Here is a 22,325-nt window from a genome sequence, read left to right on the forward strand (position 1 = left end):
TATTTCTCTACCTTTTTGAGAGTTACATCATTTCACTGTCCTGCCCATCAATATTCTTTCCAAAGTTATCAAGCAATACACGCACTTCATCTGTTGATTTCGTGTTCATCAATTGATTTCTTAATTCAGCAGCTCCATGGAATCCTTTGACATAAATTTTGAAAAAGCGATGAAGCCCTGTCATTGAACGTGGCAGTTCGTTCGCATATTGATCTTGAAGATCAAGCTGCAGCCTTAAAAGTTCAAGGTATTCTTTACTGCTATGCTCTTTTGGCTCTTTTTCAAAAGCAAACGGATTTTTAAAGATACCTCGTCCGATCATAACGCCATCAATCCCATATTTTTCAGCAAGCTGCAGCCCGGTTTGACGGTCAGGGATGTCTCCATTGATGGTTAGGAGCGTATTTGGTGCAATACGGTCACGTAATTTTTTGATTTCCGGAATTAGCTCCCAATGCGCATCTACTTGGCTCATTTCCTCTCTTGTACGTAAATGAATAGAAAGGTTCGCAATATCCTGTTTTAAAATATGCGTTAGCCACTCTTCCCACTCCTGAATCTCCTTATAGCCAAGTCGTGTTTTCACGCTGACAGGCAGTCCGCCCGCTTTCGCTGCTTGAATTAGTTCTGCCGCAACGTCTGGCCGCAGAATAAGGCCACTGCCTTTCCCTCTCGAGGCCACATTCGGTACAGGGCAGCCCATATTAATATCGATGCCTTTAAATCCTAGCTCTGCCATGCCAATACTCATTTGACGGAAATATTCGGGATTATCCCCCCAAATATGTGCCACCATTGGCTGTTCATCTTCTGTAAAAAGCAAACGGCCACGCACACTTTTCATGCCCTCTGGATGACAATAGCTATCCGAATTTGTAAACTCTGTAAAAAATACATCCGGTCGGCCAGCTTCACTTACGACGTGACGAAAAACAACATCTGTCACATCTTCCATTGGTGCAAGTACAAAAAATGGCCGTGGTAAATCACGCCAAAAATTATCTATCATTTCAAACTCAAATCCTCTCATTATGGATACAACTTCAAACTCCCGGTCAAAAAATATAAGCCTCATGTTCCACTTCTCTTACACTTATATCATGCTTACTAACTTATAATCAAACACAAGTAAATTCGGACGTATATCATTTGTGAAAATCGGTAATGTTTATTTTAACGAAAATCGGTCCTGAATGGTATTTTTATAAACAAAAAAGCAGATGGTATAGATATTTTCTATATCATCTGCTTTTCTATTATACCAATTCCAACAACGTGACTGCTTCCACGTGCGCCGTTTGCGGAAACATATCCACCGGCTGAATCATTTTCACTTTATAACTAGCACTCAATACATTAATATCCTTCGCCAATGTTGATGGGTTGCAGGATACATAAACAACCTTCTTCGGCTTTACCTTCAATATTGTTTTCAATAGCTGCTCATCCAGGCCGGTTCTAGGCGGATCAACGATGATCACATCTGGCTTCCAGCCCTCTTTGACCCATTTCGGCAATAAGACTTCTGCTTTGCCAGTTACATACTTCGCATGTTTAATTCCGTGCCTTGCCGCATTTTTCTTGGCATCTTCAATCGATTCAGGGATGATATCCATTCCTCTAATTTCAGCTGCTCCATCCGCAACCCATAGACCGATGGTACCAACCCCGCAATAGGCGTCTGCTACTTTTTCTGTTCCTGTAAGAGCGGCAGCTTTTTTCACTTCATTATATAGCTTTACCGTCTGTTCTGGATTCAACTGGAAGAAAGTTCGTGCGGAAAGCTCAAATTGAAGGTCTCCAAGTGTCTCTTGAATAAAGTCGCTTCCTTCAAGATTTACGGTTTCGTCTCCAAAGATAAGAGATGTTTTCTGTCCATTGATATTTTGAATGATTGATTTAACTTCAGGCAGTCTCTTTTTGATTTCTTGGATGATGAGTTCTTTTTTTGGCAGTTCTTTTTTCGTTGTAATAAGAACAATTTGAAGCTCTCCTGTTTGAATCCCCACTCTTGCAACAATGGTCCGTACAAGTCCCTTTTTTGATTTCTCATTATAGATTGGAATCTTAAGGTCCTGAAGAATTCGTTTGACCGTTTTCGTTGCTTTATTTGTTTGCGGGTGCTGAACGGCACATTGTTCAATATTAATTAGACGGTGGGAGTTCATACCGTATAAGCCAGCTAAGACTTTTCCATCTCTGAATCCAACCTGGAATTGGCTTTTGTTTCGATAACTCCAAGGATCCTCCATGCCAATTGTTTCTTTAATCTCTAACTTGGAAGGGTCTAGCTTTGTATGTCTTTCTAATGCCTGTATGACGATATCCCTTTTTTCTTTAAGCTGCTGGTCGTAGCGAAGATGCTGAAGCTGGCAGCCTCCGCATTCTTCATAGATTGGACATGGCGGCATGACGCGGAACTCTGATTGCTTGCGAATCTTTTTTATCTTCGCCTCTGAAAACTTTGGATGAACCTTTGTTGCTTCCACAACAACCTCTTCACCAGGGAGCGCTCCAGGTACGAAAACAACCTGTTTTTTAAAATAGCCGACGCCCTCTCCATTGATTCCAAGCCTTTTAATTGTCAGCGGAAATGTTTGATTGAGTTTCAATTTATTTGATTGCTCTTGTTTCATCTTGCTTAATCACTCCATATTATTCAATGCTTCTCCATAAATAAAGAGAGGCATAGCTTAGGTAAGGATCCCAGCCCTTTGAAAATGACTCCATTTCCTGTAAGGTTGGTTTTGCCTCTAATTGATATTGCTTTTTCAACGCATTTTGTATGCCGATATCAGCCATTGGAAATAGATTCTGTCTGCCAAAGCCGAACATCAAAAAATTCTGTACAGTCCACGGACCAACACCGCGCAGCTTAATTAATTGATCAAATACTTCTTGGTCAGATTTATTTTTCAATTCCTCAAAATTAAGAATTCCTGAGGCAATTTCCTTGGCAATACCAATGACATATTCCGCTTTTCGTCCGCTAAATTGCAGCTCACGTAGATCTTCAACCTGTAATTCCGCCACTGTCTCAGGAAGCGGATAGAACCAAACCCCGTCCTTCTCAAATCCAAATGTTTTTACAAATCTCTCAGTCAATGTATGGGCAAAGGATAGATTTAGCTGCTGATGAATAATGCATTTCTGCAAGCAGCTATATGGATCGAAATCGAGAACGATCGGTGTCCCGTAATGCTGATCAAATATTCCTTTAAGATCCGTATTTTGAAAATGCTGATGGATGGTCTCTAACGGTGTATTCCATTGGAAAATTTCCCCCAGTCTTTCTGCAGCTTTATCTTGGAATGATTCCTCTATTCCTGTAATAACAAATTCCGGTGCTTTAGTTGAACCAATCGCTTTCACTTGCGCTACCATAGGTTCATTTCCAATCATTAAAGGTACAAATACGCTTCTATTTTCTGCATCAACCTGATGAAGCGGGTCGAGTGAGAGTCTGTCGAGTACGAGGTCAAAATTATAAGGTCCATCAATTTTTATTGTTTCCAATCATGATCCGTCCTTTGACATTTTCTCGTATTATACCATTTTTCACTGTTCACGTCTTTTTAAGCAGGAATAAACCCGAATTCGTGAAAAATTCGGGTTCTTTCATTATATTTAGATTACATTTTTTTATCTCGGACCACTTTTATTCTTTTACAGGCCACTTTTCAGATTTACAGGCTACTTTTACTCTTTTACAGACCACTTTTCAGATTTACGGGCCACCTCCCGAAAAATCACCAATATCAATACAGCATACTTTCCTCAAACGCCTGACTCATCATTAAATCATCCAAGCTTTTAAATGTATAGCCTCTTGCCTTTAAGTCCTTAATGACTTTTTCAAGTGCATCGGCATTGTCCTTAGAAACAGTGTGCAGCAACAGAATAGCCCCAGGATGTATTTGCTTCATAATATTATCATAGGAATATTGCCAGCCCTTTTGCTGATCGGTTAGCCAATCTTTAAAGGCTAGTGACCAGAATATATGTGTATAGCCTTCCTTATTCGCTAAATGAATCGTCCGCTCGCTGAAGATTCCTCTTGGAGGGCGCAAGTATGACATATGCTTGATCCCAGTCAGCTTCTCTGTTCCTTCACGGACTTTCTCCAGCTCTTCTGCTAGCCGTTCTCCGCTGATTCTTGTCATATCTGGATGGCTCCATGAGTGATTGCCAATAATATGCCCTTCAGCAGCCATACGCTTCACTAGATCAGGGGCACTATTTATGTAATGACCCGTAATAAAAAAAGCTGCAGGAACTTTCTCCTTTTTTAAAATATCTAATATCTTTGCGGTGTAGCCATTTTCATACCCATTATCAAAGGTAAGATAAATATCTTTTTTCGCTGGATCTCCTTTATAAAAAGCACCCAGTCGGACCAGCATATCGTCAAGAGCCTTTCCTGCATCGGCCTGCTCTTCATTTGCTCCCTTTTTAAATCCCCAATGAATGGGGGAATTAGGATAATCAGCATGAGCTGTTGTTGAAAAAAACATCAAGATTGCACTTAAAACGACCAGATGTTTGAAAAGTTTCATCTGCGCTCCTCCTCTATTTTTTTCTTATTGTTTGTGAGTGGAATAAAAACATTCGCACTTACTGATACCAATAAAAACCACAAAAAAGAGACCCTAAACAGGATCTCTCTTTTAAAAATCTAATTTAAAATACTCGCTCTTTAAACATAGCTAATTTTTCTAATGAAGATTTGTCTACATCTGCATGAAGGCTATTTCCATGTGAATCCATTGTAACAACGGCTGTAAAGCCTTCTACCTTTAGATGCCACATCGCTTCTGGAATACCGAATTCCATTAAATCTACACCCTCAACGGCTTTAATACAATCAGCATAGTATTGCGCCGCTCCACCGATCGCATTCAAGTACACACCGCCATGCTCTTTAAGCGCAGCTAATGTTTTCGGTCCCATTCCGCCTTTTCCAATGACTGCACGAATGCCGAACTTTTTCATGATGTCGCCTTGATAAGGCTCCTCACGAATACTTGTAGTCGGACCCGCAGCTTTTACATGCCAATTTCCTTCACCGTCTTTTAGCATGACAGGACCACAGTGGTAAATGACTTGACCATTTAAATCAACTGGTGCATCATGCTCCATTAGATGATGATGGATCGCATCACGACCCGTGTACATTCTGCCGTTAATTTGAACAACATCTCCAACTTTTAGGCTGCGGATTTGATCTTCCGTAATCGGTGCTTGTAAAGTAATGACTTCACTTTTCGTTTCTGCAGCTGCTGCTGTTTCCTTTTCTGCCTCTGTTGCTCCAAAGTCGATGTTTTCTCCCTCTTGGTACATCCACTCATTGATTTCTCCCGTTTCTGGATTGACAGCAACACCAAGGCGGCGGAATGCCCAGCAATTATACGCAACAGATACGAAGAAGCTAGCAGGGATACGGTTCATGACGCCAACTTTACATCCTAGAAGGGTTGTTTCTCCGCCAAAGCCCATTGTACCAATGCCAAGCTCGTTCGCATGATTCATTACATACTCTTCTAATTTGTGAAGATCTTCGTTTGGATTCACATCTTCAACCGAACGGAAAAGCTGTTCTTTTGCAAGATCATAGCCAGAAGAGCGGTCACCTCCGATTCCAACACCGATAAAACCAGCGCTGCAACCTTGTCCCTGTGCTTGATAGACTGAATGCATGATGCATTTGCGAATGCCATCAAGGTCGCGTCCTGCACGTCCTAAGCCATCAAGCTCGCAAGGAAGGCTATATTGAATGTTTTTATTTTCGCAGCCGCCTCCTTTTAAAATTAGGCGTGCATCGATATAATCTTTCTCCCATTGTTCGAACTTAATAACAGGTGTTCCGCCACCGAGATTGTCTCCGCTATTTTCCCCTGTTAGCGAATCAACTGAATTCGGACGAAGCTTTCCGTCCTTTGTCGCTTGAGCGATGGCATTTTTGATCGCTTCTTTCATTACAAGCTGATTTGCACCAACCGGAGTTTTAATTTTAAAAGTCGGCAGACCTGTATCCTGACAAATCGGAGAAACATTATCATCAGCCATTTTAATATTATTTGTGATAGTGGCTAAGCTCATCGCTGATCTCGTACCGGCACTTTCTCTTTCCTTCGCTGTCTTAATGGCGCGGCGTACATCCCTAGGAAGCTTTGTAGAAGTCTCAACAATTAGCTTGTACATGCTTTCCTGAAATTTTTCGATATTCATGACTTGCTGGTCCCCTTTCCCTTTGTTCCCTTATATATCTATTATGAAAATTATAAATTATTTAACGTATATTATTATACCCCTATCATAATAGGTTGGAAAGACCAAGCTTTGGATATCAAATTAAAAGGCTGTTTTCGCAATCGTGTTACTTTTAACTAGAAGTTGATTTCCGCTCCAGGTCGCTCGCTTTCCGCGGGGTGGGCGCTGAGCCTCCTCGTCGCTAAAGCTCCTGCGGGGTCTCACCTGTCCCACTCCTCCCGCAGGAGTCTCGCACCTTCCGCTACAATCAACGTTATTTGTCTAAGATTTTTACTCAAACCATTTATTCAAAAAACAACTATCTTTTAGAATAGAGCTAATTAAAAAGAGCCGAAGCGGCTCTTACTCTTCACGGTTATTAAATTCACGGCATTTCGTTTCAAGATCATCAATCATTTCTATTAAACGATCAATATCTTCAAGCTCTGTTTCTTCTGGTTCAATCGCATCCAATACATCAAGAAACATATTCAACCGCTGCTTCAAAAATGAAACCTGGCTATTTTTATCTTTAATCGGACTACCCAAATCGTTCTCTCCTTTCGTTACGTTACCATCCTATCGAAAAATCCTTCCATTCGCAAATATATTTTTTCTATTTGTCATTTCCCTTTATGTAACTACTCCACACTGACAAAACGAACTATTTGTTCACTGGCGGTGCTGGTCATTGCTTGTTGACAGTGCATATTGCACCCACCATTCTCCTTCTCGTTCTTCCATTTGTATCCCGTGCCAGCCTTCAGCCAGTTTTACTTGCTGAGCATGAATGTCCTGCATTTGCATAAAAATGGTTTCCTTATATTTAGGTTCTTCTATATCCTCTAAGTCTTTCACTAAAATATAACGCATACTGCCGCCATATTTTTCTTTTAGGGCTGCAATCTTCATTCCTTGAGCAAATTTATCCTTAAGACTAGGTATGTTAAAAGGTGCTACCGTACAGCAGACATAACGGTATGGAGGATTTTCCTTTGCTAACTCGTGCATGATAAGGCTCGCTAGAATTTTTTGCAATTGGTTTCCGCGGAATTTTGGAAGCACATTTGAAATCTCCTGATAAATGACCTTGGGCAATTCTGTTTCTGATAGCCCAATATCCCTTCCTAAATGCTCCTCATCAATCAGGGGCACTAACAATGCCCGAAAGGCAATTAGCTGATCTTCAGCAAATGCTCCAATCATCCACCCATTTCCTTCTAAGATGAATTGAAATTCTTCATCTGTTAGTGGCTGAAGCCGCTTTTTATTTTCCAGCTGAAGGATCACTTGGTCTTGCACATTCAATATCCCTGGCAAATCTCCCATCGTTAATTTTCTTACAGCAAAGGAGATCTGTTTATTTTTTAGTATTCCTTTGTAAATGTGACTCACACATTCTCCTCCTTTAAATAGACGCTTTCATGGAAGACTGTTAATTCTCTCATCATTTCATCGTTCACGTCCACACCAAGTCCAGGCTTATCTGTTAGTCGAATAAATGGCACATCATAGTGAAGTTTGCCAACATCTTTTGAAAATTTCAGCGGACCAGTCAGCTCTACACTCGTAATTGCTTTTTTGGAAAAAGCAACATGGAAACCTGCTGCAGAACCAATGGAGGATTCCACCATTGATCCAATTTGGCATTCAAGACCTGCAAGCTCTGCTTGATGTGCCAGTTTGACTGCTGGATAAATGCCCCCGCATTTCATTAATTTAATATTCACTTTATCGGCTGCACGCTTTTGGATAATCTCAAGCATTTCACGCGGTCCTTTTAATCCTTCGTCTATCATTAATGGAAAAACAGATTTCGCTTTTATTTCAACCATTCCATCAATATCATCTGCTACAACAGGCTGCTCTACCCAGTCAAGATTACAATCCTGCAATTGTTTAAGTGCGGTTAACGCGGTAGCGCTATTTTTCCAGCCTTGATTGACATCCACACGAATCGCAATCTCTTCTCCTACCTTTGAACGAACGGCTTGAATGCGCTTAACATCCAAACTAACATTTGTTCCGACCTTCATTTTAAAGGAGCAGTATCCTTGCTCAACCATTGCTGCTGCTTCAACTGCCATTTCTTCAGGTTCTGCAATACTTAATACATGAGTAATCGGAAACTCATCATGATATCTGCCGCCAATTAGCTGATAAACAGGCTGCTGCAGTTTCTTGCCCATAATATCAAAACAAGCTATATCTATAGCCGCTTTTGCCGTCGGTGCACCATAAATTGTTTTGTTCATATGATCATGAAGTTTTTCGATTTCCATCGGATTCTTTCCCATTACAACGGGTGCAAGGGTATTTTTGAGAATCTGGTAGACTCCTTCCCATGATTCCCCTGTCACATGTTCATCCGCTACCGCTTCCCCATACCCAACAATGCCTTCGTCTGTTTCAACCTTTACAATGACAGATGGCATATAATCGTATGAATGGTAGCTGACAACAAATGGGACATGTAGCGGTAAGTGAATCGCGTAAAGATGAATAGCTGAAATTTTCATATGTAAAACTCCCTTTTTTTAATTTACAAATATTCTATTTATTTGATATAGTTGTCGTTAAATAGTCGTTAATCACGAAGGAGACCTGAAGTTTGATAGACGATAGACCTCTTGCGCTAGACAATTCCCCACAATAAAGAGGTGAACCAATGAAAACAAGAATTGCAGTAATAAGCTCTGCTGAATTTTTCGAACGAATTCAATTTTTGGTATCTTTAATCAATGATATTGAATTAGACAGTTACATCTATCAAGATCCTCTACAGGCACCTAGTTTAATTAATCAACTTAAACCTTGTGATGTGGTGTTCTTTTCTGGAGCATTGCCCTACTATTTTTCTAAAAAAGAACGAGAGCAGCTGCCAGTTCCCACTCTTTATTTAGCACAAGATGAATTAACCATTTCTTCTTCCTTGTTAGCTGCAATCTATCATAAGCAGGTTTCCTTGGATCGTATATCCATTGATTTATTCAACTCTTCCATCGTTGAGGATGTACTTGCTTCAGTAGATATTGAAACTTTCCCTAAGCATGTCATTGATTACGAGGATATGCTTAATAAAGATAGGTTCAATTTATTCGAGATTGTTTCTTTCCACCAATCCTTATGGGAAAAGGGAAAAATTGATTTAGCCATCACAAGCATCCATGCTGTTTACGATCAATTAGTGCTTTATGGGATCCCTTCTATGCGTATGGCTGACCCGAAAACTTCAGTGATCCGCGGATTACAAGAAGCAAAATCATTTGCCATGTATAAAAAAAGTCTTTCGGCACAGGTCGCAGTTGGCTATTTATCGACAGACTTACAAGTAAAAGAAATTCAGAAACTTTTTGAAGCAATTGCACATGCCATTCATGCTTCAATTCAACAAATCAGCCCTACTAATTATTCATTATACAGCACTCGCGGTGACATAGAAGGATTACTAGAGCAGGATACTCTCCTTCAGTATTTTTCGGGTTTTCCTGGTGTATCAATCGGTTTTGGCTTTGGCTCAACCATTATGGAAGCGGATAAAAACGCACTAGTTGCTCTCCGTTTTGCCGAAAAGGATCTAAAAGAAAGCTGCATGTATATTTTAACTAATGACAAAAAATTATTAGGTCCTTACCCAAAGGAGAAAAAGCAACAGCGCTTAATCAATGATCACCCTGAATTGCTTCAAATTGCTCAAAAGGCAAAATTAAGTCCGGCGAATCTTTCAAAGCTCATCCAATTTGGAAAGGAAAGACAATCCCATCACTTTACCGCGGCAGATCTTAGTGAGTATTTACAAGTGACACGAAGAACGACCGAGCGGATCATAAAAAAACTGGCTGATCACGGATACATCAGCACAATCGGTGAGGAAATGACCTATCAGCAAGGTCGCCCGAGAGCTGTATATATACTTAATTTACCTATTTACCAGTAACTTGGTCAGAATGTAGGAAAAAGGAAAGTTCATACGAAAATGAACTTTCCTTTTTTTCTTACCCTTTAAGAACAGCCTCTTCTTCTTTTTCCAGTGCTAGCTTTTCTGTTTCCGTCAGTTTAACGATCGAAAATCCAGTCATAGCAAAGATAATTGAAATAATTGGTACGATAAAATTAAGTACAGCATATGGTGCATATTGGAATGCAGATACTCCAAGGGTGCCGAAAATGAAGACTCCGCATGTATTCCAAGGAACGAAGACGGATGTTAGTGTTCCCCCATCCTCTAGAGCCCTCGATAAGTTTTTTGAATGAAGCCCTTTATCTCGATAAGCTTTTGCAAACATGCGAGATGGAATAACAATAGAAATGTATTGCTCAGAACATGCAGCATTTGTGGCAAAGCAAGAAGCAATAGTAGAGATTACCAGGCTCTTCGCTGTTTTAGCTAGTTTCAAAATCTGTGAAACAATGGCACTGAGCATTCCTGTGTTTTCTAGTATTCCTCCAAAAGTCATTGCGACAATGGTCATTGAAACCGTGTACATCATGGAGTCTAATCCTCCGCCGTTAAATAGATTGTCCACCATTTCATTTCCTGTATTAATGACAAACCCACTTTGCAATGTAGCAACCGCGTCTGCAACATTTCCTCCTTGAATGACAATTTGTGATAGAAAACCTAGTAAAATCCCTATTAACAAAGCAGGAACAGCAGGAACTTTTTTTGCTACTAAAATAATTACGATTAATGGCACGGCTAATAGCCAAGGTGATATCACAAAGCTATCCTGCATGACTCCAATAATTTGATCAATATTAGCAGTATCTACATTCCCTTTTCCAAAGTTCCTTCCTAAAAATGCATATGTGACTAATGCAATAATTAACCCTGGAATTGTTGTATAAAACATATGTTTAATGTGTACAAATAAATCTGTATTTGTCAGCCCTGACGCTAAATTGGTTGTATCTGAAAGCGGTGACATTTTATCCCCAAAATAAGCACCAGAAATGATGGCTCCCGCAATCATCGGAGCCGGTATCCCCATACTTAGTCCGATCCCCATTCCAGCAACACCGATTGTTCCCATTGTTGACCATGAGCTTCCAATTGCTAACGATACAATTGAACAAATGACACATATTGAAACTAGGAATAGTGAAGGTGTGATGATCTTCAATCCATAATAGATCATCGTAGCTACCACTCCGCCACCGATCCAAGCCCCAATTGTTAGCCCTACGAGCATAATAATAATAACGGCTGGCAACGCGAGACGAATCCCCTTATACATCGCTTCTTCAATTTCCTTCCATTTATAGCCAGACCTCCAAGCAACAAGTGCAGCAACAGATGTCCCGACAATCAAGGGAATGTGCGGTCCCTGCTCTAGTACGACAACCGTAAGAGCCATTACTATGATCATTACAACAAGTGGTATAATGGCAACCTTAAACGAAATCTCCCGCTTCATATAAACTTTCCCCCGTTCCCAAAATATTACAATTATTAGACAATTTAAAATTGTCGTTAAATAGTCGTTAATAGAAATATAATAATCTTTCATATAGTTGCAAGTCAATTAATTTTTATCCAATTAATTTCAGAAAAGTTGGTTTTTATTATGAATAATCAGTATCTATTGACAATATTGCCCGTAAAATTAATAATATCAGATGTTACTAGAAAGGAAGAAAATTATGATAGGAAAGCTAAAGCAAATAAGCCCAAAATATGATCCCTGGGAAGCATATATGGACATGGAGGAATATGGAAAGCTTACATTGTCTAATATTGAGTTTACGACCACTGTTTTATGTAATATGAGATGTGAGCATTGTGCTGTCGGCTATACACTCCAGCCCAAAGATCCAAATGCATTGCCAATTGATTTCTTGCTTAAAAGACTTGAGGAAGTTCCCCAATTAAGATCATTAAGCATTACTGGCGGAGAACCTATGCTATCGAAAAAGTCTGTGGAAGAGTATGTGGTGCCATTACTCCGTTATGCACATAATCGTGGTGTTCGGACACAGATTAATTCGAACTTAACACTCGAACTTAGCCGTTATGAGGCAATTATTCCTTATCTTGATGTGCTGCATATTTCTCATAACTGGGGAACCGAGAATGATTTTATCGAAGGCGGTTTTGCGATGATGGAGCGCAAACCTACTGTGGATCAGAGAATGAGGCTTTTTGATCGGATGATTGAGAATAGCCGTGAGCTAGCTAAGGCAGGTGTGATGGTTTCTGCAGAGACAATGCTTAATAAACGGACTTTGCCATACCTTGAGAAAATCCATAAGCAAATTGTTGAAGAAATGAACTGTGGAAGACATGAAATTCACCCGATGTACCCTTCCGATTTTGCCTCCACATTAGAAACACTTTCTTTGGAGGAAATGCGTTCTGCTATTCATCATTTACTGGATATCCGGAATGAAGATACATGGATGCTGTTTGGCACCCTTCCATTTTATGCGTGCAGCTCGAATACGGAGGATCTAGACCTATTAAAACGCCTTTATGCTGCAAAAAATGTTACGGTACGAAATGATCCTGATGGACGTTCCCGTTTAAATGTAAATATTTTCACTGGTGAGGTCATTGTGACTGATTTTGGTGACACCCCTGCACTTGGAAATATTCAGGAGAATGCGCTTGAAGAGGTGTTTCAAAAATGGATGAAATCTGACCTTGCAGAGTCATTGAACTGTCATTGTTCTCAAGTAAGCTGTCTCGGTCCAAATGTATTAGTGAAAAACAGCTATTACAAGGATATTGATTTTTTAAAAAGAAAAGCCCAGCTTACGAACACAACACTCAGCCGCTAAATGCGGCTGAGTTTCTAATTATCTGTCCACCTATGAAGTATAAATATCTCCATGAACAGTGCATGGCACCAGTTATTATCTTGGGTGTTCAGATGCCATAAAACCGAACGAAACATGATCTTGTATAGGAATCCATGCCCCTACACCCTGTGAGGTAACGTTTTTAATAATAATCATTTTTTTATTTCCTTTAAGCATGATATACACTTCTCCATAGGTTACTTTTCCTTTTTCATTAACTGCAGGAGCATAGGCATATAAATAGCCTAAACGTTTTGGAGGAATGTTGTACTTATGATCCTTTTTCGTCCCCGCACCAATAATCGTTTCAAAGCCGAGCGGCAATCCAGACTTTTCCATGGCTTTTAACAACATCATCTTTTTAACATCTTCGTTATTTGGAACTTTTGCTGTTAGTCCTCCTCTTACAATTTTTTGAACTTCTTGAACGTAATGGATTTGATAAGGAGCCTTCCCTCCCCGGTTATCAAAGTAATTCGTATTAATCTTTTGATATTCCCAGTTTGGCGAAGTTTCAGATGACTCATAATTGAGCGGCCATTGTCCTAAATAAATAATTGCGCGATACCCAATAGCAAATGGCGTACTATTCACAGTCGTTTCATTAAGCATTCGAATGAGATCAGGGTTTTCAATTTTCACCTTCGATGTATCAATTAACTTCTGTGTCAGATCACTAGGCTGCAGTGTTGGCATATCCTGAACTGGATTCGGGTACGTATTTTCTTTCGTTATTTGTAAAACCGAATTCGGAATCGCTATTCCCTTTGGAACTTGCTCATCCTTTTTCTTCTCTTTATCTGCCCCAGCAGGATGTTGAAGTGTAAATACAAGAATTAGACCTAACAAGAAAATGGACAAGTACTTTTTCATGCTGATAAACTCCTTTCAATTCACAATCTTTTCAGGCTTGCTTATAGTTTTTTCGGAGTCCTGTAATATTATCCATTCCTAGAAATAAAATTGCATTCTATCACATCTATTTTGTAACACATTTGTAAAAATCAGAATATTTACAAATGTTAATAATTAACATATAATAAATTTACTTTAAAAGAAAAAGGAGGGCCGTTAAGTCGATTCGCTTACTAATAAAGGAGGATGGCATTTTTATTGAATAGAAATCATCGTTCCAACATAGGTTTTGTGGTCAAATAACAACATGAAAGTTGGTGATCAATGCCTTTTCAAGCGAGTAGATTGACATTCCTTTTTTAACCGGATGAATAGAAACGACTCTGTGATTATCACAGAGTCGTTTTTTTGTAGGAAAACACTATTTATAATAAGCAAACAACTTTTTTACATATTCTCATTTTTATTTGCAAACTCCGCCTTTTTTGCGTATTCTCATTTTTATTTGCAAATCAGCCCTCTTTATTTGCAAACACCATTTTCATTGTAAATTGAACTTTTTATAGCAGATAAAAGCCGATCCCCATTATTAAATAAGCAGCAAGCAATGTTGCCCCCTCAAACCAATTCGTTTCGCCATCATTCGAAATGATGATCATAAGCAAGGCTGCTGTGACCATCGTTATGAGCTCTGGAAGAGTAAATACTAAAGGCATTGCAGTAGGAAACATTAAGGATATTAAAACAAGCAGAGGTGCGACGAACATCGCTACTTGTAAGGTTGAGCCAATCGCAATTTCAACGGCAATGTCCATTTTGTTCTTATAAGCCATAATAATTGCTGATGCATGTTCAGCAGCATTCCCTACAATAGCAACAATAACAACCCCGATAAACAACTCTGACCAGCCAAAGGTTTCCCCAACAGTTTCAAATGTGTGTACTAAATTTTCGGAAACATATGCGACTGCTATTGTTGCAAGCAGAAGAACTGTAATGGCTTTACCTTTCCCCCACTCTGGCTCTTCCTCTTCATGCCGAACTTCGCTCACGTTATCTGTCTGGTATACCCCACGATGGGTAACAAGCTTGAAAAATAAAGCTGCTAGATACAAAACAATCAATATAATAGAAATCCCAACACTAAAACTTAATGTTTTGCTTTCGGTCATTGTCTGAGAAAAAATTTCTGGGATTACAAAAGCGACAATGACTCCAAACATGAGCAGACCAGAATTATGTCTTGCGTCAAAAACATTAAAGGTTTGGCGTTTATATTTAAGACCACCGATAAAAAAGGATAAACCGGCAACTAATAATAAATTCCCCAATACAGATCCAGTTAATGAAGCTAAGACAACGCCAATCAGGCCCTCTTTAAGCGCAAAAATCGAAATAATTAGTTCAACAGCATTTCCAAATGTCGCATTCAACAACCCGCCAATCCTTGGTCCAGCTACAATTGCCAAACTTTCAGTTGCTCTCCCCATAAAACTTGCCAATGCAATAATGGTTAAGCAATAGACAATAAATAGGATAATACTTGACCAATGCATTAGCGTCCCGATGACAGATAGCGGAACACCCGCTAATACTAATACCATAAAAACTTTATTCATTATATTGAATCATCCCTTCTAAGCAAAATTCACTTTCGGCTCAGCCATGCTCCACTCTTTTTCTCCTTAATATGTCATATTATTCTTCCCTGACAATCAATTTAAAAACATTATTTTTCTTGCCATTCCCCATTATTCTCGAGTACCATCATTAATGAGTGCGTAAAAGAAATAGAGGGATTCATAATGAATAAAGAAAATACAAGGTTTTGGATATTAGTTAGTATTGTAGCTATTTCCGGGTTTAGTCAGGGGATGCTGCTTCCTTTAATCGCTATCATTTTTGAAAATGAAGGAATTTCCTCAAGTTTGAATGGGCTAAATGCGACAGGGTTATATATTGGCATCTTACTCATTTCCCCTTTTATGGAATATCCCTTAAGAAAATATGGCTATAAACCAGTCATTATTCTTGGTGGATTTCTAGTTGTGCTCTCGCTAGTTCTCTTTCCTTTTTGGAAATCCTTTTGGTTTTGGTTCATCCTAAGGCTGTTAATTGGAATCGGTGATCATGCCCTACACTTTGGGACACAAACATGGATTACTTCTTCATCGCCTGAGCATAAAAGAGGACGGAATATTTCCTTATATGGATTATTTTTTGGCGTTGGGTTTGCCATTGGACCTTTAATGGCACCGCTTGTCAAAGTAAATGAGACTTTGCCTTTTATTATCTCATCTGCCCTTTGCCTTATTGCCTGGGTATTCATTTTCACATTAAAAAATGATTTTCCTGAACAAACGATCGAGGTGAATTCATTAAAAGAAACAATCAAGCGTTTTAAAAAAGCAACGAAATATGGCTGGGTTGCATTCCTGCCTCCTTTAGGCTATGGATTTCTCGAAGCTTCATTAAATGGGAGCTTTCCTGTATACGGGCTTAGGATCGGGCTTGAGGTATCCAGTGTATCCATCCTGCTCACCTCCTTTGCAATTGGGGCCATTGTTTTTCAATTGCCACTGGGGATTCTTAGTGATAAATATGGAAGAAGAAACATATTGATGATTATTTTATTTGCTGGTTTTTTAAGCTTTACGGCGGCAAGTTTCATGGAAGAAAGCATCATTGCTCTAACGATTTGCCTATTTATTGCGGGAATGGTTGTCGGTTCAACCTTTTCTCTAGGCATCAGTTTTATGACTGACTTAATGCCGAAGAATTTACTTCCGACAGGAAACCTTCTCTGCGGGGTTGCTTTTAGTATTGGGAGTTTAATCGGACCATATCTCGGCGGGGTTTTTATTCAATACTTTAAATCAATCAGTTTTTTTAATATTATAAGCATAATGCTTTTGTTCATTTTCCTGATCGTTGTAATTTTTGGACAAAAGCAAGCTGTACCAAATAAAGAATCATATTTTAATAGTTAATAAAGAAACATTTCCCTGTTCATTGCATTTCATATATAGTAAACTATAAATAATAATAATAAATGACTTGTGTCTACAATGTTTTTTTGCTGTCGCCTTTGGGCGGCAGCTTTCGTCGTTTTATAGGGCAATTGACGTTGATTATTTTTCTCAACAAGAATAACAAAAAGTCTAAATTCATCATACAAAGGAGGAATATCATGAGTTCTGAAGTGAAAACCTTAACCCAAAGTTCATCATTAGCAGAGAACAGTACCTTATTTGAAAAAGCAAAGCCGCATGCAGAATTAATCGCTGCGCTCCTAAGCGGTGTTCTTATTGCAGCTGGCTGGCTTTTAGACAAAAATGAGCTTGCAACTGCTTCAATTGTCACATATATAATAGCCTTTATTATTGGCGGCTTTGCTAAAGCAAAGGAAGGCATCGAAGAAACAATTGCGAATAAAGAATTAAATGTAGAGATGCTTATGATTTTTGCAGCCATTGGCTCATGCCTAATTGGCTACTGGACAGAAGGTGCCATACTGATCTTTATCTTTGCAGTAAGTGGAGCCATGGAAACCTATACGATGAATAAAAGTCATAAAGAGATTTCGGCATTAATGGAGCTTCAGCCGGAGCAAGCCTTACGAATCAATGATGGATATGAGGAAAAAATCCATGTTTCCGAATTAGTCATCGGAGATTTCATATTAGTAAAACCAGGTGAACGCATTCCTTCTGACGGTAAAATCGCCAAAGGCCATACTACCATTGATGAGGCAGCAATTACTGGTGAATCCATCCCTGTATCTAAAGATAAAGAGGATGCCGTTTTCGCTGGAACAGTTAATTTAAATGGGGCGATTACAGTTGAAATTACAAAGCCAAACAGTGAAACTCTATTTCAAAAGATCATTCAGCTTGTTCAATCGGCACAAAGTGAAAAATCCCCTTCACAGCTTTTTATTGAAAAATTTGAAGGCACTTATGTCAAGGTGATCTTAACAGTTGTTGTATTGATGATGTTTCTTCCTCACTTCCTGTTAGGATGGAGCTGGATGGAAACCTTTTACCGGGCCATGATCTTACTTGTTGTTGCTTCTCCCTGTGCTTTAGTTGCCTCCATTATGCCTGCTACCTTATCAGCTATTTCAAACGGAGCAAGGCATGGGATCCTTTTTAAAGGAGGCGTCCATTTAGAAAACTTAAGCCATTTAAAAGCCATTGCATTTGATAAAACAGGTACATTAACAAAGGGAAAACCTGAAGTAACTGATATTATTGCGGCCGATTGCGTTTCTAGTGAGGAAGTTTTGTTAATTGCTGCCTCCATTGAAAGTCACTCTACACATCCATTAGCAAACGCTATTGTTAATTATGCAAAGAAGACTTTGGATAAGGCATTGATTACTCCAGAAAGGATGGAGGATGTTCCAGGCTGGGGAGTAAAGGCTTCCTTGCTTGAGGATGAGTGGAAAATTGGCAAAGCATCATTTGTTGGGCTTGAAGCAGCCGAAAACTTTTCAAATGGCGCCTTGGAACGAATGGCCTGTCAAGGTAAAACCGTTGTTTTTGTTCAAAAAAACGATGAAATAGCTGGGCTCATCGCTCTGCAAGATGTGGTTCGTGAAGAGACCAAAAAAGCAATTGATCAATTAAAAACCCAAGGCATTTATACAATTATGCTAACTGGTGACAGCCAAAAAACAGGGAAAGCCATTGCAAAAGAAGCCCACTTAGATGACTTTATTGCCGAATGTTTACCCGAAAACAAAGTGGAGCACTTAAAAAAGCTTAAGGAAACACATAGCAATGTTGCAATGGTTGGAGATGGAATTAATGACGCTCCCGCCCTTGCCACTGCTAATGTTGGGATTGCCATGGGGGAAGGCTCTGATGTCGCGCTCGAAACGGCAGATGTGGTTCTCATGAAAAACGATTTGCCTCGTATTTCTGATGCCATTCAGCTTTCTAAACGAATGAATCGAATCATCAAGCAAAATGTCGTCTTTTCTATTACCGTGATTATGTTCTTAATCGCATCTAACTTTCTTCAATTTGTGGATCTTCCATTTGGTGTGATCGCTCATGAAGGCAGCACCATTCTAGTTATCCTTAATAGCTTAAGACTTTTAAAATCATAAGAGGAGCCCGGGATTCCCCGGGCTTTTCTTAATGATATCCATTTTGTCCGTTAGCAGATCCGGATGTTTTTTGCTTCGGCTTGTTCTTGCCCTTTTGCTTGGTTCCACCGTCTTTTTTTGTTTGCTTTGTCATTTGATTGCCTCCTTTGATAATAAATCATTTCCCCCTGTCTTATTCTTTAACAGAAGATTATTTTTATCATAGGAAACTTATAGCATATTTTTAACAGTCATCCCTTTTGTATTTACTGTAGATGGCATTGATTTCTCCGCCAATAATGATGATGACCCCTGTTAAATAAAACCAGATCATCAATACAATGATTGCACCAATGCTTCCATAAGTAGCGGAGTAATTGCCAAAATTCGTCACATAAAAGGAAAAAGCGAGAGATGATATAGCCCAGCCGACTGTAGCAAATATAGCGCCTGGAATAACAGTTATACACTTTAATTTTTTATTAGGGGCGATCCAATAAAGCCCTGTAAACACAATGAACAAAATAATCGAACTTACGAGCCACCTAAGCGTATTCCATATCGACATAAACTCATCAGAAAGGCCCAACTTAGCAAATAAATAGACCCCAATCAGCTTGCCAAATACCGGAAGAAGCAAAGCAACGACAAAAACAAATAGCATCGCAAAGGTAAATAAAATCGCCATACCCCTTGCAATAAGAAAAGGACGGCTCTCCTCTACTTCGTAAGCTGAATTCAGCGCTTTAACAATTGCGTTAATTCCATTTGATGCTGACCAAATGGTTGCGATGATTCCAAAGGAAAGGAGCTTTCCGTTTTTTTGTGAGAGTTCATTAATATTTGTTTCAATTAATTTCATGCTATCTCCTGGTGCAAAATCACGGATCACTCCAAGGATATCCTCCTGAGTGATTGGCAAATAAGGCAAGAGAGTAACTAAAAATAGAAGTAATGGAAAGAGCGAGAGCAGGAAGAAATAGGCCAATTGAGCAGCAAGACCAAATAGATCATTTGCAAATATTCTTTTTACTAACCTCGGAATAAGGGTCCTGAATGCTTGTCCCATTTCAACACCTCCCCCATTTCATTTGTGCTTAATTCTTATCTTCTATTGGCCACTCTTTATAGGAATCATCAAAATCATCTTCCAGTCCAGCAATATCTGCTGTCCCATCCTTTAATTCTTCCACTTTGCTGGCAATAAAGGAAACATCAGTAGTGACTTGCTCAATCGTTGTTTTCACCTTATTTGTCATTTCTTTCACTTGACTAATCGCCTCGTTAGGATGCTTTATATAATGTGTAATCTCACCCGTTGTCTTTTTACAATTTGCTGCAACAGCTTGTCTCGTGTCCTTATCAAATAAGCTTAATGCACCACCTGCTATCGCACCTAAAAATACACCTTTCCAAAATAAAGATCTCCCCATTTTTTCACACACTCACTTTCTTATATATTATGGTTCCTGCGCACTTCTTTTAATAAATTTGTACAGCCTATTTTCACGAGTTCATATGTTTCCTCAAAATCCCCCGTAAAATAAGGATCCGGTATATCTTTTTCTTGTTTTTCATCGACATAATCAAGGAGCCTAACAATATGTGAATGAGAATTTCCCTTAATCAGCTTCTCGATATTTTGAACATTAGAAGCATCCATTGCCACTATGTATTGAAAATCATGTAAGTCACTTTCTCGAATTTGCCTCGCACAGAGGCCTTCTGCATCAATATTGTATTTTGTCAAAATGCCTCGCGTTCCTTCATGTGGTGGACTTCCAACATGCCAGTCCCCTGTACCTGCAGAATCAACATGAACCTCATGTTCCAATCCTTCCCTCTTAACAAGATCTCGAAACATCGCCTCTGCCATCGGTGATCGGCAAATATTTCCTAGACAAACAAATAAAACATTAATCATATTCCAATTCCTCCTTGTCATTATTTTCTTCTAACTTGCTATCTTCTGCAACCCATATCAATATTTCCTGTTGACATTTAATAATGAACATGGAAAGATGGGAATATTATTAGAAATGCGGAAGCGCCTTGGTCATCGCCGTACAAACTGGAAGGACCGCGACTGAGATAAAGGAAACACGAAGAGCGTTAGCGATTCGATGTTGACTTATCGTAGGGAGGGGACCTGAAGTTTGATAGGCGATAGGCGCTGGAGCTAGACAATTCTCTAACTCCAAAATTACACTTTCTTATTATTAGAAATGCGGAAGCGCCTTGGTCATCGCCGTACAAACGCAGAAGGACCGGTTCTTTCGATAAAGGAAACACGAAGAGCGTTAGCGCATTCGTGCTTGACCTATCGCAGGAAACGGAAGGCCTATAGTTGCTGGGTGCTGCAGCTAGACAGTTATCTAAAACAGAAAAAAACACTAATTTTTTTGTTACAAGCTGAATATGATAGTTCTGGGAGGGGATGTCTAGGTGAATCTTACTATAAAGTCAACTGAAAATGTAGAGTACATGATTGAAGAAATTAAGAATAAGCTTAAGGTATTAAACTTAGGAGCCATTAAACCATCACATTTCGATGAGGAAATGTACGAGGAATTAAAAGATATTTATGACCTTGTCATGAAGAAGAACTCCTTTAGTCCCAATGAAATGCAGGCATTAGTAGAGGAACTGGGCAGCCTTAGGAAAAACAAGTAAAAATACAGCCTTTTATAGGCTGTATTTTTCTATTACCTTATTTTTCTTCATGCAGTTTCATTCATTTCCTCTGTCATAATCTGAATATAAAAATTTAGAAATTCTTTAAAAAATGGATGCCTTATTTTCGGTTTTGCGTTTTCCCTTAATACTTGCAGGACAGGAAAAATATAACGGCCAATTACATTTTGATTTAGTTCATTAAGCTTGCTTTTATACTCTTCATCCTTTTCAGCATCAGCTTTTATGCTTTCTTGGATTACAGAACCAAGAAAAGCAGTAATGCATCCAAAATGATCTGGATAAATCTCTTTTTCAAGCGGATATAAGAAACCAATCTTTTCATATAAACCAATCAGACAAAGCAGATCCTTCTTCCGTTCCTCGTGTTCATCAAGCCCTTTTTTTATATAAGAGGAAAAGTAAGGCGATACAAAATAGTCACCTGGAATAAAAAAATGATTCTCATGCCATAACTTTACTTCCTCCAGATTATAGTGAGAGTGGAAAGGGAATTTCTTTATCAATTCCTCATCCATATGTCGAAAGATCCCTTCATACCGGTCCCATTCTCCAAGCCAAACACATGACATAATATTATTTAAGGCAAGTTGGCCATATCGTTCCTCTTTCGTAAGAATCATAATGATCA

The 22,325-nt window shown here is 39.1% G+C and carries 20 protein-coding genes; 5 read left to right on the forward strand and 15 right to left on the reverse strand.

The features are described 5' to 3' along the window. Nucleotides 1-22: 22 nt before the first annotated feature. From FI644_RS05005 to FI644_RS05040, 8 genes are all read right to left on the reverse strand, one after another. Nucleotides 23-1,030 (reverse strand): tRNA dihydrouridine synthase, encoded by a 1,008-nt coding sequence (locus FI644_RS05005; RefSeq protein WP_056687056.1) that lies wholly within the window; start codon nucleotides 1,028-1,030, stop codon nucleotides 23-25. 226 nt (nucleotides 1,031-1,256) lie between these two features. After that, nucleotides 1,257-2,636, reverse strand: coding sequence for a 23S rRNA (uracil(1939)-C(5))-methyltransferase RlmD (rlmD, locus tag FI644_RS05010; protein ID WP_056682606.1), 1,380 nt, complete (start codon nucleotides 2,634-2,636; stop codon nucleotides 1,257-1,259). 19 nt (nucleotides 2,637-2,655) lie between these two features. Beyond that, complete coding sequence (locus tag FI644_RS05015; protein ID WP_056682605.1) at nucleotides 2,656-3,516, reverse strand: DNA-3-methyladenine glycosylase family protein; 861 nt, start codon at nucleotides 3,514-3,516, stop codon at nucleotides 2,656-2,658. A gap of 242 nt (nucleotides 3,517-3,758) precedes the next feature. Beyond that, a complete protein-coding gene (gene pdaA, locus FI644_RS05020; RefSeq protein ID WP_056682601.1) occupies nucleotides 3,759-4,556 on the reverse strand; it encodes a delta-lactam-biosynthetic de-N-acetylase in 798 nt (265 codons plus the stop codon). Between the two features lie 124 nt (nucleotides 4,557-4,680). Then, complete coding sequence (locus tag FI644_RS05025; RefSeq protein WP_053479020.1) at nucleotides 4,681-6,228, reverse strand: fumarate hydratase; 1,548 nt, start codon at nucleotides 6,226-6,228, stop codon at nucleotides 4,681-4,683. A gap of 384 nt (nucleotides 6,229-6,612) precedes the next feature. Next, nucleotides 6,613-6,798, reverse strand: coding sequence for an SE1561 family protein (locus FI644_RS05030; protein WP_053479021.1), 186 nt, complete (start codon nucleotides 6,796-6,798; stop codon nucleotides 6,613-6,615). Between the two features lie 123 nt (nucleotides 6,799-6,921). Beyond that, on the reverse strand, nucleotides 6,922-7,644 hold the full coding sequence (locus tag FI644_RS05035) for a hypothetical protein (RefSeq protein ID WP_056682598.1): 723 nt from the start codon (nucleotides 7,642-7,644) through the stop codon (nucleotides 6,922-6,924). After that, a complete protein-coding gene (locus FI644_RS05040) occupies nucleotides 7,641-8,768 on the reverse strand; it encodes a mandelate racemase/muconate lactonizing enzyme family protein (RefSeq protein ID WP_142108126.1) in 1,128 nt (375 codons plus the stop codon). The genes FI644_RS05035 and FI644_RS05040 overlap by 4 nt, the downstream gene beginning before the upstream one ends. 149 nt (nucleotides 8,769-8,917) lie before the next feature. Here FI644_RS05040 and FI644_RS05045 point away from each other — a divergent pair, with 149 nt between their 5' ends. Then, nucleotides 8,918-10,186, forward strand: a complete 1,269-nt coding sequence (locus tag FI644_RS05045) for a helix-turn-helix domain-containing protein (RefSeq protein WP_053479024.1) — start codon at nucleotides 8,918-8,920, stop codon at nucleotides 10,184-10,186. 58 nt (nucleotides 10,187-10,244) lie between these two features. On the opposite strand, the gene nhaC is transcribed toward FI644_RS05045, so the two are convergent. Continuing rightward, nucleotides 10,245-11,666: a Na+/H+ antiporter NhaC gene (nhaC, locus tag FI644_RS05050; RefSeq protein ID WP_053479025.1), complete on the reverse strand. Its 1,422-nt coding sequence runs from the start codon at nucleotides 11,664-11,666 to the stop codon at nucleotides 10,245-10,247. 226 nt (nucleotides 11,667-11,892) lie between these two features. Between nhaC and yfkAB the strand changes: the two genes are divergently transcribed. Then, nucleotides 11,893-13,029 carry a radical SAM/CxCxxxxC motif protein YfkAB gene (gene yfkAB, locus FI644_RS05055; RefSeq protein ID WP_053479026.1) on the forward strand — a complete coding sequence of 379 codons (1,137 nt, stop codon included), beginning with the start codon at nucleotides 11,893-11,895 and terminating at the stop codon, nucleotides 13,027-13,029. A 75-nt stretch (nucleotides 13,030-13,104) separates the two neighbouring features. Here yfkAB and FI644_RS05060 read toward each other — a convergent pair whose 3' ends face one another. Together FI644_RS05060 and cax are read right to left on the reverse strand one after the other, a co-directional pair. Further along, entirely contained in the window at nucleotides 13,105-13,923 is an 819-nt protein-coding gene (locus FI644_RS05060) for a YfkD famly protein (RefSeq protein ID WP_053479027.1), read from the reverse strand. Between the two features lie 542 nt (nucleotides 13,924-14,465). Beyond that, nucleotides 14,466-15,524, reverse strand: a complete 1,059-nt coding sequence (gene cax, locus FI644_RS05065; RefSeq protein ID WP_053479028.1) for a calcium/proton exchanger — start codon at nucleotides 15,522-15,524, stop codon at nucleotides 14,466-14,468. Between the two features lie 186 nt (nucleotides 15,525-15,710). Here cax and FI644_RS05070 point away from each other — a divergent pair, with 186 nt between their 5' ends. Together FI644_RS05070 and FI644_RS05075 are read left to right on the forward strand one after the other, a co-directional pair. Then, the gene (locus FI644_RS05070; protein ID WP_056682595.1) at nucleotides 15,711-16,895 is read left to right on the forward strand and encodes an MFS transporter; all 1,185 of its coding nucleotides are present in this window, start codon (nucleotides 15,711-15,713) and stop codon (nucleotides 16,893-16,895) included. A 200-nt stretch (nucleotides 16,896-17,095) separates the two neighbouring features. Beyond that, a complete protein-coding gene (locus tag FI644_RS05075) occupies nucleotides 17,096-19,021 on the forward strand; it encodes a heavy metal translocating P-type ATPase (protein ID WP_053479030.1) in 1,926 nt (641 codons plus the stop codon). A gap of 223 nt (nucleotides 19,022-19,244) precedes the next feature. On the opposite strand, the gene FI644_RS05080 is transcribed toward FI644_RS05075, so the two are convergent. The 3 genes from FI644_RS05080 to FI644_RS05090 are packed head-to-tail and all read right to left on the reverse strand — an operon-like array spanning nucleotide 19,245 to nucleotide 20,924. Then, the gene (locus tag FI644_RS05080; protein WP_053479031.1) at nucleotides 19,245-20,069 is read right to left on the reverse strand and encodes a YihY/virulence factor BrkB family protein; all 825 of its coding nucleotides are present in this window, start codon (nucleotides 20,067-20,069) and stop codon (nucleotides 19,245-19,247) included. A 28-nt stretch (nucleotides 20,070-20,097) separates the two neighbouring features. Beyond that, the gene (locus FI644_RS05085) at nucleotides 20,098-20,433 is read right to left on the reverse strand and encodes a YtxH domain-containing protein (RefSeq protein ID WP_053479032.1); all 336 of its coding nucleotides are present in this window, start codon (nucleotides 20,431-20,433) and stop codon (nucleotides 20,098-20,100) included. A gap of 20 nt (nucleotides 20,434-20,453) precedes the next feature. After that, nucleotides 20,454-20,924 carry a low molecular weight protein-tyrosine-phosphatase gene (locus FI644_RS05090; RefSeq protein ID WP_053479033.1) on the reverse strand — a complete coding sequence of 157 codons (471 nt, stop codon included), beginning with the start codon at nucleotides 20,922-20,924 and terminating at the stop codon, nucleotides 20,454-20,456. A 521-nt stretch (nucleotides 20,925-21,445) separates the two neighbouring features. Here FI644_RS05090 and FI644_RS05095 point away from each other — a divergent pair. Then, nucleotides 21,446-21,673 (forward strand): DUF1128 domain-containing protein, encoded by a 228-nt coding sequence (locus FI644_RS05095; RefSeq protein WP_053479034.1) that lies wholly within the window; start codon nucleotides 21,446-21,448, stop codon nucleotides 21,671-21,673. A gap of 47 nt (nucleotides 21,674-21,720) precedes the next feature. Here the strand turns inward: FI644_RS05095 and FI644_RS05100 are convergent, their stop codons facing one another. Next, nucleotides 21,721-22,317, reverse strand: coding sequence for a molecular chaperone TorD family protein (locus FI644_RS05100; RefSeq protein WP_053479035.1), 597 nt, complete (start codon nucleotides 22,315-22,317; stop codon nucleotides 21,721-21,723). Nucleotides 22,318-22,325 lie beyond the last annotated feature (8 nt).

The sequence above is a fragment of the Cytobacillus solani genome (assembly GCF_006704205.1).
Taxonomy (GTDB): domain Bacteria; phylum Bacillota; class Bacilli; order Bacillales; family Cytobacillaceae; genus Cytobacillus; species Cytobacillus solani.